General features: G+C 65.8%; 8 protein-coding genes. 6 read left to right on the top strand and 2 right to left on the bottom strand.

The window, feature by feature from the left end; genetic code table 11:
- Positions 1-3: 3 nt before the first annotated feature.
- Together crcB and JI75_RS07170 are read right to left on the bottom strand one after the other, a co-directional pair.
- Positions 4-402 carry a fluoride efflux transporter CrcB gene (gene crcB / locus JI75_RS07175; protein WP_039689877.1) on the bottom strand — a complete coding sequence of 133 codons (399 nt, stop codon included), beginning with the start codon at positions 400-402 and terminating at the stop codon, positions 4-6.
- A 2-nt stretch (positions 403-404) separates the two neighbouring features.
- Positions 405-1769, bottom strand: coding sequence for a PFL family protein (locus JI75_RS07170; RefSeq protein ID WP_039689875.1), 1365 nt, complete (start codon positions 1767-1769; stop codon positions 405-407).
- Positions 1770-2057: 288 nt separating this feature from the next.
- On the opposite strand from JI75_RS07170, the gene JI75_RS07165 reads away from it, so the two are divergent.
- The 6 genes from JI75_RS07165 to JI75_RS07145 all read left to right on the top strand — a co-directional run bounded on the left by JI75_RS07165 (position 2058) and on the right by JI75_RS07145 (position 12287).
- A complete protein-coding gene (locus JI75_RS07165; protein WP_173405194.1) occupies positions 2058-2702 on the top strand; it encodes a TetR/AcrR family transcriptional regulator in 645 nt (214 codons plus the stop codon).
- A gap of 69 nt (positions 2703-2771) precedes the next feature.
- Positions 2772-7652 carry a 2-hydroxyacyl-CoA dehydratase gene (locus JI75_RS08980; protein WP_082019810.1) on the top strand — a complete coding sequence of 1627 codons (4881 nt, stop codon included), beginning with the start codon at positions 2772-2774 and terminating at the stop codon, positions 7650-7652.
- A 161-nt stretch (positions 7653-7813) separates the two neighbouring features.
- The gene (locus JI75_RS09190; protein ID WP_158407633.1) at positions 7814-7978 is read left to right on the top strand and encodes a hypothetical protein; all 165 of its coding nucleotides are present in this window, start codon (positions 7814-7816) and stop codon (positions 7976-7978) included.
- Entirely contained in the window at positions 7965-8861 is an 897-nt protein-coding gene (gene rsmI, locus JI75_RS07155; RefSeq protein ID WP_039689871.1) for a 16S rRNA (cytidine(1402)-2'-O)-methyltransferase, read from the top strand. The genes JI75_RS09190 and rsmI overlap by 14 nt, the downstream gene beginning before the upstream one ends.
- On the top strand, positions 8858-9499 hold the full coding sequence (locus JI75_RS07150) for a M48 family metallopeptidase (protein ID WP_240993154.1): 642 nt from the start codon (positions 8858-8860) through the stop codon (positions 9497-9499). Before rsmI ends, JI75_RS07150 begins: the two co-directional genes overlap by 4 nt.
- A gap of 163 nt (positions 9500-9662) precedes the next feature.
- Entirely contained in the window at positions 9663-12287 is a 2625-nt protein-coding gene (locus JI75_RS07145; RefSeq protein ID WP_039689861.1) for a S8 family serine peptidase, read from the top strand.
- The last annotated feature ends 31 nt before the right edge of the window (positions 12288-12318 follow it).

Here is a 12318-nt window from a genome sequence, read left to right as displayed (position 1 = left end):
GGGCTAGAGCAGGGCGCGCCCGGCCAAGCGTCCCAAAGCGACGCCGGCAAGGCAGCATGCGAGGCTGCCGATCGAGTACAGCGCCGCCTGCCCCCAGGCTCCGCCGTCGATGAGGGAAAGCGTTTCCAGGCTGAAGGTCGAGAAGGTGGTGAACCCGCCCATCACGCCGGTGGTGGCGAACAGCTTCCAGGCCGGGGCGCTTGGGGCGCCGACCTGCTGGAAGGCGACGGAGAGAACCCCCATGAGAAAGCAGCCCGCGACGTTTACCAGGAAGGTGGGCAAGGGAAACGACCCCCATACAGCGGACGGTCCCCCGAGGTACCCCACGCCGAGGCCCGCAAGGTAGCGCAGAGCGGCGCCGAGGGCGCCGCCTGCCGCAACCGCGATGACGTTGACGACCATCGCTAGTTCTTCAACGAGTTCAACGGGGCCGGGATGCGCCCGCCGCGCTGGGCGAACACCGATCCGGCGTGCTGGTTGACCGGCATGACGGGCGCGTAGCCCAAAAGCCCTCCGAAGTTCAGCGTGTCGCCCGGCTTCTTCCCGATTGCGGGGATGAGGCGGACGGCCGTGGTCTTGTTGTTGATCATGCCGATGGCGCACTCGTCGGCGATGATGCCGAGGATCGTCTCGACGCTGGTATCGCCGGGAACGGCGATCATATCGAGCCCCACCGAGCATACGCAGGTCATGGCTTCCAGCTTCTCGATCGAAAGCGCGCCGGCCTCGGCGGCCTCGATCATGCCCGCGTCCTCTGAGACGGGGATGAAGGCCCCGGACAGGCCCCCTACCGACGAGGATGCCATCACGCCGCCCTTCTTGACGGCATCGTTCAGCAGGGCGAGCGCCGCGGTGGTTCCCGGTCCGCCGCAGGTTCCCACGCCGATCTCCTCCAGGATGTTGGCCACCGAGTCGCCGCGGGCGGGCGTGGGGGCCAGCGACAGGTCGAGGATGCCCTGGGCGTATCCCAGGCGCCGCGACGCCTCGCGGGCCATGAGCTCGCCCGCGCGCGTGATCTTGAAGGCGGTGGCCTTGATGGCCTCGGAGATCTCGGTGAGGTCGGCGTCTTTCGGCATGTCGGCCAGCACGGCGCGCACGACGCCGGGGCCCGAGACGCCCACGTTGATGACCTCGTCGGCCTCGCCCGATCCGTGGAAGGCGCCGGCCATGAAGGGGTTGTCCTCGACGGCGTTGCAGAACACCACGAGCTTTCCCGCCCCGATGCACTCGCGATCGGCGGTGAGCTCGGCGCAGCGCTTGATGATGCCCGCCATCTTGAACGCGGCGTCCATGTTGATGCCGGCGCGGGTGGACCCCAGGTTCACCGAGGAGCAGACGAAATCGGTGCAGGACAGGGCTTCGGGGATGGAATCCATCAGCTTGTGGTCGGCCGCCGAGGCGCCCTTCTGGACGAGCGCCGAGAACCCGCCGACGAAATCGACGCCCACCTCCTTGGCGGCGCGGTCCATCGCCAGCGCGATGGGGGACAGGTCGTGCGCCGAGGTGGCGGCGGCGACTTCGGCGATGGGCGTGACCGAGATGCGCTTGTTCACGATGGGGATGCCGAATTCGCGTTCGAGCTGCTCGGCGGTGGGAACCAGCCGCTCGGCGGCCGAGGTCATGCGGTCGTAGACCTTGGAAGCGACGACGTCCACGTCCTCGTGCGTGCATCCGCGCAGGTTCAGGCCCAGCGTGATGGTGCGGATGTCGAGGTTCTGCTTGGTGACCATTGCCATGGTCTCGGCAACTTCGGCCGGCGTGATTTGCATGGCTCGTCCTTCCCGTGTGTCCGATCGTTTCGACGATGGTAGCAGACCAAACGCGCATATGCGCTGGCGGCAAGCGGTATTCGCCGTTCCTCGACAGTATCGGCCGCTCGCGTTTCGTGTCGCCTGGGTGACGCTCGCGTGAAATTCGCCGAACAGCCGCTATGCAGGGGTTTCTCCTGGGGTAGAATTTAAAAATCAACACGATGTACAAAAAAGGTCGCGGTGTTGATTAACCTCCGCGCAAGGAGGCTGCGAGCGAAAAGGGAGAATATGTCTAACGCTGCAACGATGTCGCCTTCGCCCGATACGCGCCCGATCCGCCCGCTCGAGGGGGCCGGCGAGGATCGGCGTATCACGCGTTCCAAGAAAGCGATGCGGAAAGCCCTGATCGAGCTCATGGAGGAGTACGGTTTCGACGGCTTCACCGTCAACGACCTGTGCGCCCGGGCCGATCTGAACCGCGGGACCTTCTACAACCACTTCAAGGACAAAGACGATCTGCTGGCCTCGCTCGAAGAGGGGGTCTTGGAAGACCTCGAGCGGTTCCAGGCCAAGATGGCGACGCTCAGCATGACGCAGGCCATGGCCCGCGCGGTCACCCGCCAGCCCCTGCCCCTTCTGGTGGATCTGTTCTCGTACCTGCGCGAGCAGGGGGATTTCCTCCATGCGGTGCTGGGCGACGGGGGAGATGTGCGCTTCGGCCCCCGGCTGCGCGACGCCATCTGCACGAACCTGGTGCAGTCGATCCTCCACGAGCGCTACCGCAACGACTCGTCGCCTTTCGTCAGCTACTACGTCGCCTTCTTCGCGTCGGCCTACCTCGGGGTCATCGTGCGCTGGATCGAGACCGGCATGGGGGAAAGTCCCGAGGATATGGCGCGCATCTGCATGAGGCTTCTGTTCATCAAGCCCGGCGAGTCGATCAAACTCTAGCGAACCACCGCCCTTCTCTTCGATGGGGGCGCTTACGGCACGGTCAACCAAGACGATTGGATTCAAGCAATGGAAACGAAGAACGAGGCGATCGCATCGCAGGGGGAGCCGCTTCTGCGCATCGGCATCGATGTGGGATCGACTACGGTCAAGCTCGCCATCCTCGACGAGCAGGACAACATCCTGTACTCCATCTACCAGCGCCATCATTCGGACGTGCGGGCCACGGTGGCGGAGGTTCTGAAGAAGTCGGCCGAAAGCTACGGCGAGAGCGCGATGACGGTTGCGATCACCGGGTCGGGCGGCCTGCTTCTGGCCCAGTGGCTGGGCCTCGAGTTCGTGCAGGAGGTCATCGCTTCGAAGACGGCGGTGGAGACCTTCATCCCCGAAACCGACGTGTGCATCGAGCTGGGCGGCGAGGACGCGAAGATCATCTTCTTCGACCAGAGCATCGAGCAGCGCATGAACGGCCAGTGCGCCGGCGGCACCGGAGCGTTCATCGACCAGATGGCGACGCTCCTCGACACCGATGCGGGCGGCCTGAACGAGCTGGCGAAGGGCTATCAGACCATCTACCCCATCGCCAGCCGCTGCGGCGTGTTCGCCAAAACCGACGTCCAGCCGCTGCTGAACGAGGGCGCCCGCCGAGAGGACATCGCGGCTTCCATCCTGCAGGCCGTGGTGACCCAGACCATCTCGGGGCTGGCGTGCGGACGGCCCATCCGCGGCCACGTGGCGTTTCTGGGAGGCCCCCTGCAGTATCTCTCGCAGCTGCGCGAGCGCTTCTACCTCACGCTGGGGCTGGACGACGAGCACATCATCGTGCCCGAGAACGCTCACCTGTTCGTGGCCAGCGGGTGCGCGGCGGCGGGCGCCCTGTCCGACACGGTGAGGGTCGAGCGCCTCAACGACGTCATCGAGCGCCTGGAGAACCTGGGCGACGTTCAGGGATCCGAGGTCGTGAGGCTTCCGCCCCTGTTCAAAGACGAGGCCGATTACCGCGAGTTCAAGCTTCGCCACGATAAGGAGAAGGTGGCCCGCGCCGATCTGGCCTCCTATCGGGGCATGGCGTACCTGGGCATCGACGCGGGTTCCACGACGTTCAAGGCGGCGCTCGTCACCGAGGTCGGCGAGATCCTGTGGACCCATTACGTGAACAACAAAGGCGACGTCATCGGCTCGGCCAAGGCGGCCATCGCCAAGCTGTACGCCGACCTGCCGCGCGATCCCCAGACGGGAGACGCGCTTGTCACCATCGGGCATGCGACCGTCACCGGGTACGGCGAGGGGCTGCTCATCCAGGCGCTCAACGTCGATTCGGGCGAGATCGAGACGGTGGCCCACCTGCGGGGCGCCCACGAGATGCTGCCCCAGGTCGAGTTCATCTTGGATATCGGCGGGCAGGACATGAAGTGCCTGCGCGTCAAAGACGGCGTGATCGATTCCATCATGCTGAACGAGGCCTGCTCGTCGGGATGCGGGAGCTTCATCGAGAGCTTCGCGACGGGTCTGAACCTGCCCATCGCCGAGTTCGCCGCAACCGCCAACTCGGCCGAGAACCCGGTCGATCTGGGCAGCCGCTGCACGGTGTTCATGAACAGCCGCGTGAAGCAGGCCCAGAAAGAGGGCGCGACCGTGGGCGATATCGCGGCCGGCCTGGCTATCTCGGTCATCAAGAACGCCCTGTTCAAGGTGATCAAGATCCGCGACCCCAAGGATGTGGGCCAGTACGGCATCGTCCAGGGCGGCACCTTCCTCAACGACGCGGTCCTGCGTTCGTTCGAGCAGCTGGCGGGCGTGAACGCGGTGCGCCCTGACATCGCGGGCAACATGGGCGCGTACGGCGCGGCCCTTCTGGCGCGCGACCGCCACGCCGAGGCGGTGCGCGCAGCGGCCGCGGAGGCAAAGCCGGCTAAGATCGTCTCCACGCTGCTGAGCCCCGAAGAGCTGTCCCAGATGGAGCCGACGCACCGCACCGCGCGCTGCCGCTTGTGCTCGAACAACTGCCTTCTGACCATCAACGACTTCGGGAAGGATCCCGAGACGGGAAAACACCGCCGCTTCATCACGGGCAACCGCTGCGAAAAGGGTGCCGGGCACGTGGACGACCTGATGGGCAAGGTTCCCAACCTCTACGATTACAAGAGCCATCGCCTGTTCGACTGCGAACCGCTGTCGGCCGAGCGTGCGACGCGGGCGACGGTGGGCATCCCGCGCGCGCTGAACATGTACGAGAACTACCCGTTCTGGTTCACGTTCTTCACCGAGCTGGGCTATCGCGTCGTTTTGTCCGACCAGTCCACCAAAGCGGTGTACGAGTCGGGCATCGAGTCGATGCCGTCCGAGTCGGTGTGCTACCCGGCGAAGATGTCGCACGGGCATGTGATGAACCTGCTGGACAAGGGCGTCGATTTCATCTGGATGCCCTGTTCGAAATGGGAGCGTCGGGAAGACGAGGGGGCGGGAAACCACTACAACTGCCCCATCGTGGCCAGCTATTCGGAGGCTCTGCGCCTGAACATCGACGAGCTGAACGATTCCGACACGCGCTTTTTGAACCCCTGGCTTCCCTACGATAAGAAGGACCATCTGAAGAAGCGCCTGTACGTCGAGATGGTCGAGAACTTCGGCGACGTCGTGGGCAAGAAGGGCGGCGCCCCCTCCCAAGACGAGATCGACCGCGCGGTCGATCTCGCCTGGGCCGAGGACGAGAAGTTCAAGCACGACATCCGCACCAAGGGCGAGGAGACCCTGATGTGGATGGAGGAGACGGGCACGCACGGCATCGTCTTGGCCGGGCGCCCGTACCACAACGACCCCGAGATCAACCATGCGATCCCCGAGCTGCTCACCAGCTTCGGCCTGGCGGTGCTCACCGAGGACTCCATCGCTCATCTGGGAACGCTCGAGCGCCCCATCCGCCTGGTCGACCAGTGGATGTACCACACGCGCCTCTACGCGGCCGCCAAGGTGGCCACGCAGCGTCACGACCTGGACCTCATCCAGCTGAACAGCTTCGGGTGCGGTCTGGACGCGCTGACCACCGACCAGGTCCAGGAGATCCTGGAGGCGGCGGGCAAGGTGTACACGGTGCTGAAGATCGACGAGGTGTCCAACCTGGGCGCCGCCCGCATCCGCGTGCGCTCCCTCTTGGCAGCCCTCGCCGACCAGGAGGCCCAGCGTCTGGAAGAGGAGAAGCGCGCCTGCGCGGCGGCCGAGCCGTCCGACGACGCGGCCGCACAGGGCTGCCCCGCCTGCTCGATCGATGTCGACGAGCTGTCCGGGAGAAGCGCGCATCGTGCGGAGCTGGAGGCGAGCGTCGGGGCGGGCATCGCGGGATCCGCCGCGCGGGCGCAGGACGGCGCGGCCGGCGGCGAGTCGGAAGGCGGCGAATCTGAGGATCCTCGGCCCGCTGCGGTCGAGGCGCCCGCGCAAAAGACTTCGGCGCTCGAGCTCGACGACGAGGCGAAATCCGAGATCGCAGCCGAGGCGTCGCAGCTCATCGGGAAATCCGCGTGCTGCTCTCACGAGCCCTGCGCGCCCGATGCGGCCATCGAGAAGGCCGACCTCTACATCCAGGACTTCTTCAAGCAGCGCAAGGGATCGGACACGTCGTTCGAACGCGTCCAGTTCACCGAGAAGATGCGCGACGAGGGATGGACGATCCTCGCTCCCCAGATGGCGCCCATCCACTTCGAGATCCTGCTGGAGATCTTCCACCGCTTCGGCTACAACGTCGAGCTTCTGCCCTCGGTCGATCCCAAGGCCACCGACGCGGGCCTGAAGTACGTGAACAACGATATCTGCTATCCGTCTATCCTGGTGACCGGCCAGATCATGGAAGCGGTGCTATCCGGGCGCTACGACACCGACAAGCTGGCGGTCATCATCACGCAGACCGGCGGCGGGTGCCGCGCGACCAATTACATCTCGCTCATCCGCAAGGCGCTCAAAACCGCGGGCCTGGGCCACATCCCGGTCATCTCGGTTTCGACCGCGAAGCTCGACGAGGAGAACCCCGGGTTCAGCATCTCGCCCAAGATGCTGGGGCAGGCGATATACGCGTTCGTCTACGGCGACCTGCTGATGCAGTGCCTGTACCGCACGCGTCCCTACGAGGTCGATCCCGGTTCGGTGACGGCGCTGTACGACAAATGGATGGCCGTCTGCAAGGACCATATGCGCCACGGGGTGCGCTACGGCGAGTTCAAGCGGACCTGCCGCCAGATCATCCGCGAGTTCGACGCCATCCCGCTTACGGGCGAGGGGACCAAGCCGCGCGTGGGCGTGGTCGGCGAGATCCTGGTGAAGTTCCATCCGACCGCGAACAACGACGTGGTGGGCGTCATCGAGCGCGAAGGGTGCGAGGCCGTGGTCCCGGGTCTCATTGAGTTCTTCCTGTTCGGCATCGCGGGCGCCATCTTCCAGAAGGATCCTCTGGGCCGCTCGGCCAAGGGAGCCGCGGGAAGCCGGGTCGCCCTGCAGGTTATCAAGATGCTGCGCGCGCCGGTGAACAGGGAGCTTGCCAAATCGAAGCGCTTCAACCCTCCCACCGACATCTACACGCTGGGCGGCTATGCCGAGGAGATCCTCAGCCTGTGCAACTCGATGGGCGAAGGGTGGCTGCTGACGGCCGAGATGGTGGAGCTCATCAAGGAGGGCACGCCCAACATCGTGTGCGCCCAGCCGTTCGCGTGCCTGCCCAACCACGTGGTGGGGCGCGCGGTCATCAAGGAGCTGCGCCGGATCTACCCGCTGTCGAACATCGTCGCGGTCGACTACGATCCCGGCTCGTCCGAGGTGAACCAGCTCAACCGCATCAAGCTGATGATCTCGGTGGCGAAGTCGAACCTGGAGGCCGAAAGCGAGGCCGATCCCGAGGTCCGCAAGAAGGCGGCGCTCGACCGACTGCGCGCGGCTTCGCCTGCGCCCGGCGCTTCGGCATCGTAGAGGGTCTGTCGGCGTTTCGGCGGACGCGGGGCGAGAAGGTTACAATGGGGGTGTGCGGTCTCGGGCCGCGCACCCCGTTTGCTTTTCGTCCCGTGTTCGAACCGCGGGATCATGCGCGGCTTCGAACCGGCGCCGCCGACCGCTCGATAGAGAGGAGCACGATGTCTCGGGAACTTACCTGCCTTCCCTGCACGGGGGAGACGATACTGGCCTTCGTCATCGGGGCCGTGGTCATCCTCGGCGCGGTGGCGCTTATCGTTGCGGCGGTGAAGCGCCGCCGCGGAACCGTCGACGTGCCCAAGCGCGGCAAGCATGGCTCAGAGTAGCCCTGCGGCCTCGGATAAGGGCTGCCTGGTAATCTGTCCGACTCCCCTGGGAAACCTCGGGGACGTCACGCTGCGCACGATCGAGCGGCTCGAACGCGCCGATACGGTGTGCGCCGAGGACACGCGCGTGACGGGCAAGCTGCTTGCGGCCCTGGGGATCGAGAAGCCCCTCGAGCGTTTGGACGAGAACCGCATCGGCAGGGTCGCGAACGACGTGGTCGTGCGCGTCTTGGCGGGCGAGGCGATCGCGTACTGCTCCGACGCCGGGATGCCGGGTGTATCCGATCCGGGCTTAAGGCTGGTGAGGGCGGCACGCGAGGCGGGCGCCCCGGTCGAGGTCCTTCCCGGGCCGACGGCGGTTGCGACGGCGTACGTGGCCAGCGGGGCGCTCGACCAGCGGTTCTATTTCGGTGGGTTCTTCCCGCGCAAAGACGCCGAGCGCGCTGCGGTGCTGAACGGCCTGCGCGACCTTCCGGCGGCCCTCGTGTTCTACGAGAGCCCCAACCGCCTGGTCGATTCCCTGCGCGTGGTGGCGCGGGCGTTTCCCCACCGCGCGGTGTCCGTGTGCCGCGAGCTCACCAAGCTGCACGAAGAGGTCGTGCGCGGCTCGTCGTCGGAGGTCCTCGCGCGATTCGAGGAACGTTTGTCGGAAGGCGCGATAAAAGGGGAGATCGCCCTGGTCATCGAAGGTCCAGGCGATGAGGAGCGCGCCGAGCGGGCACGGTCTGCCCAGGATTGGGCCGCCGAGCGCGCCGCATCGATGGCGGCGGAGGGTGCGCGTGCCAAGGATATCGCGCGGACGCTCGCCAACGAGTTGGATATCCCCCGTAATACCGCCTACGATCTGGCCCTTGCGGCGACCAAGCGGGTGCGCGAGCTGTGAGTGGCGGGCGAACGGCCCCAGACGTGCGCAGCGCCCCGTCTTTGCGGGCCCGCCGCGTGCGCCTGGGGCGCGGGTCCGGATCGGGCGCTTCCGTACGCTCGGTCCTGACGGTCGACGGCCTTGCCGTGCACGTCGCTCGCAAGGACGTGCGCACGATCCGGCTGCGCGTCAGACCGCCCGAGGGCCGCATCGAGGTGTCGGCCCCGTTTTTCGTGGCGGATCGGGAAATCGAGGACCTCGTGCGCTCGAAGCGGGCGTGGTTGGCCGAAAAGCAGCGCGAGGTCGAACAATCCGTCATGGCTCGGGCCGAGCGCGCCGACGCTGCGGAAATCCGCGCATGGCGCGCAGCGGTCGAGGCCGCCGCGCCCGTCTTTGTGGCGAAGTGGGAGCGGATCATGGGGGTGCGAGCGGGAAGGCTCGCGTACCGCAACATGCGCTCGCGCTGGGGAAGCTGTCAGCCTGCAACGGGGCGCATCTGCCTCAACGTGCGCTTGGCGCTCTACCCTCCGGAATGCCTCGAATACGTGGTGGTACACGAGCTCGCCCACCTTATCGTGGCCGGTCACGGACGCGAGTTCCATCGCATCATGGACAGGTTCCTCCCCGATTGGCGCACCGTCGCCGCAAAATTAAGGTAGAATAAGTTAACTAGAATAGGTTACCTTGTATTTCGTTGGGAAGCGGAATCGGAGGAGATGCCTTCGGTTCCGCTTCCTGCGTGTAGAATGGGCGCTTCGACTTTTCGGATGGAAGAGGGCGCCCTGCGGTGATCTGCGGTTTGCCCGTCGTTAGGAGATCTGCATGAACGTCTCGTTGGAAAAGGTCGCGCGAGCGGCGCTGTCGTTGGCGCTTTGCTGCGCGCTGGTCCCGTATGCGCCGATAGCGTATGCGGACGAGGGGGAGGGTTCCGATTCCGCGCAATCGCCCGCCTCGCAGGGAGGTGCCGCCGCGGGCTTTGATCAGTCGGCCGAATCCGGCTCCCGGGCAGACGGGGACTCGCCCGAGCTCGCTGCAGCCGACGAGGCGCGCATCGACGAGCGGGCGGCCGAGATCGAAGCTGCCCGCGGTACGTACAGCGAAGACGAGATGATCGTCGTGTACAAGGAAGGCGCGCCCGACAAGAACGTGATCGGTACCATGAGCGTCGATGACGAGCAGATAACCGACTTGGCCGGCGAATCCGAGCAGGTCGAGAGCGTCGACGGCAAGACGGTGCTGGTCGATCTTCCCGAGGGGGTGTCGGTGGCCGAGGGCGTCACCCAGGCCGAGCGCGACCCGGATGTGGCCTACGCTCAGCCGAACTACCTGTACTATCCCACCGAGGACCGCACCGACTCGTCCGATACCCCGGCCGTTGCGGCCGATGATGCGAGCGAAAAGGCCGACGACGCGGGCACCTCCTCCGAACCGACCGGCTCTGCCCAGGATGCGATCGAGGGGGTTGGGGAGCTGGCTTCCCAGCAGACCCCGAACGATCCGATGTCGTATTCCAAAACGTCCGAATGGACGATCAAGAACCAGTGGTGGCTGTACAGCCTCTATGCGTTCAAAGCCTGGGATCTGGCGCGCTGCGACAACAAGGTGGCGGTCGCCGTGTTCGACACGGGCTTCAACTTCGACCACAAGGATATGAAGGACAACCTGATAAAAGACTACGCGTACGATGCCTATTACAGCACGAAGCTGAGCACCAGCGCCACCGAGAAGTACGCGCACGGCGTCCATGTGTCGGGAATCGTGGCGGCGCGCGCGGGCAACGCTTTCGGCATGGCCGGCCTTTCCTACAATGCCAACGTCCTTCCCGTCAGGGTGTTTCACGAGGATTATCGCGGAAGGGTGATCAGCGACGATGCGACCATCATCCGCGCGTTTAACTACCTTTTGAGCGACCCGGACGGGTCGGGCAAGACCATAGCCCAGAGGACGAACACGCGCGTGGTGAACATGAGCCTGGGCGGCACGACCCCCGTTGTCGACAAAGCGCTGGAAGACGCCATCCAGAAGGCGCGGGATAACGGGGTCCTCTCGGTCGCATCGGGGGGCAACGGCGACGCCTACGGCAAGCCCATCACGGACTACCAGTACCCGTCCGATTTCAAGAACGTCATCGCCGTCGTGCCCCTCGACAGCAGCAACGAGCGTCCCGAATGGGCCGATTACAACGATCGGAAAGACATCGCGGCTCCGGGCGTCGATATCTGGTCGACTTCGGACATGAACAACGGGTACGTGGTGAAAAGCGGGTCGTCTCAGGCGTCCCCCATGGTCTCCTCGGCCGCGGCGCTGCTGTTCGCGAAGAACTCTTCCCTCACGCCCGACGAGGTGGAACGGGCCCTGCTTTCAACCGCTACCGACCTGGGCGATCCTGGTCGCGACAACAAGTACGGCCACGGCAAGCTGAACATGTCCGCAGCGCTGAACAGCGTGAAGAAGGCTCCCGTCACGTGGGAGCGCCTGTACGGCGACGATGCGCTGGGAACCATGGGCAAGATCGCGGATGAAGGTTGGGAGCAGGGGTCGACCAAGACGGTCGTTCTGGCCACCAGCAGCGGGTATTGGGACGCCCTTTCGGCCAGCGCCCTGGCGGGGGTCTACGGCGCGCCGGTGCTGCTGACGCCGCCCGACAGCCTTTCGTCGGAAACCCGATCCCAGATCAAGCGCCTGGGCGTCAGGAAAGTCTACATCGTGGGCGGCACGGCGGCCGTGTCCGCGAAGGTGAGCGACACGCTCAGGCGCGATATGAACCTGGACGTCACGCGGCTCGGCGGCATCGATGCGGCCGACACCTCGCTGCGCATCGCCCAGGAGGTCCAGAGGGTTCGCCCCGCTGGTTCGTGCGTCGTGGCCACCATCAACGGCTACTACGATGCGCTTTCGGCCGCGCCCCTCGCATACGCCCAGGGATCCCCCGTGCTGCTGACCGATTCCTCGGGCGAGCTTTCATCTGCGGCGGCCTCGTTCGTGCGCGACGCCAAGCTCGGCGGCGCGCTCATCGTCGGTGGGGAAGCAGCGGTGGCGTCCGGCACGGAACGGCGCCTCGTCTCGGCGGGAATCGCATCGGGCAAGGTCGTGCGCATGGCGGGAGTCGATGCCTGGCAGACCTCTGCGCGCATCGCCGAATACGCCCTCAGCGGCAAGGCGGATGTGAAGCTGTCCATCGACAAGCTGGGCATCGCCGACGGCAACGGCTACTGGGACGCGCTGACGGGCGCGGCCCTGTGCGGCAAGAACGGAAGCGTGCTCCTGCTGGTCCCCCACGACGGGCCCACGTCCGAGGGCGACGTGTTCCGGTTCGATCCCTACTGCATCGACACCGTGGTGAGGAAGCGGGCTTCCGCGATCGACGGCGGCTACGTGTTCGGCGGCGAGGCGGCCGTGCCGAAGTCGACGTTCGAAGCGCTGAAGCGCGCGACGGCGCGCGTGTAGCCGAGGTGCAGCGAAAGGCCCCCGAAGCTTT

It is taken from the genome of Berryella intestinalis (assembly GCF_000814825.1).
Taxonomy (GTDB): Bacteria; Actinomycetota; Coriobacteriia; order Coriobacteriales; family Eggerthellaceae; genus Berryella; species Berryella intestinalis.
Note: the sequence above shows the minus strand (reverse complement) of the source record. Positions and strands in the feature narration are given on the sequence as shown.

What these genes read in the sequence shown, in the direction of transcription:
- crcB (WP_039689877.1), bottom strand. Translation starts at nt 402, where the DNA reads ATGGTCGTCAACGTCATCGCGGTTGCGGCAGGCGGCGCCCTCGGCGCC.
- JI75_RS07170 (WP_039689875.1), bottom strand. Translation starts at nt 1,769, where the DNA reads ATGCAAATCACGCCGGCCGAAGTTGCCGAGACCATGGCAATGGTCACC.
- JI75_RS07165 (WP_173405194.1), top strand. Translation starts at nt 2,058, where the DNA reads ATGTCGCCTTCGCCCGATACGCGCCCGATCCGCCCGCTCGAGGGGGCC.
- JI75_RS08980 (WP_082019810.1), top strand. Translation starts at nt 2,772, where the DNA reads ATGGAAACGAAGAACGAGGCGATCGCATCGCAGGGGGAGCCGCTTCTG.
- JI75_RS09190 (WP_158407633.1), top strand. Translation starts at nt 7,814, where the DNA reads ATGTCTCGGGAACTTACCTGCCTTCCCTGCACGGGGGAGACGATACTG.
- rsmI (WP_039689871.1), top strand. Translation starts at nt 7,965, where the DNA reads ATGGCTCAGAGTAGCCCTGCGGCCTCGGATAAGGGCTGCCTGGTAATC.
- JI75_RS07145 (WP_039689861.1), top strand. Translation starts at nt 9,663, where the DNA reads ATGAACGTCTCGTTGGAAAAGGTCGCGCGAGCGGCGCTGTCGTTGGCG.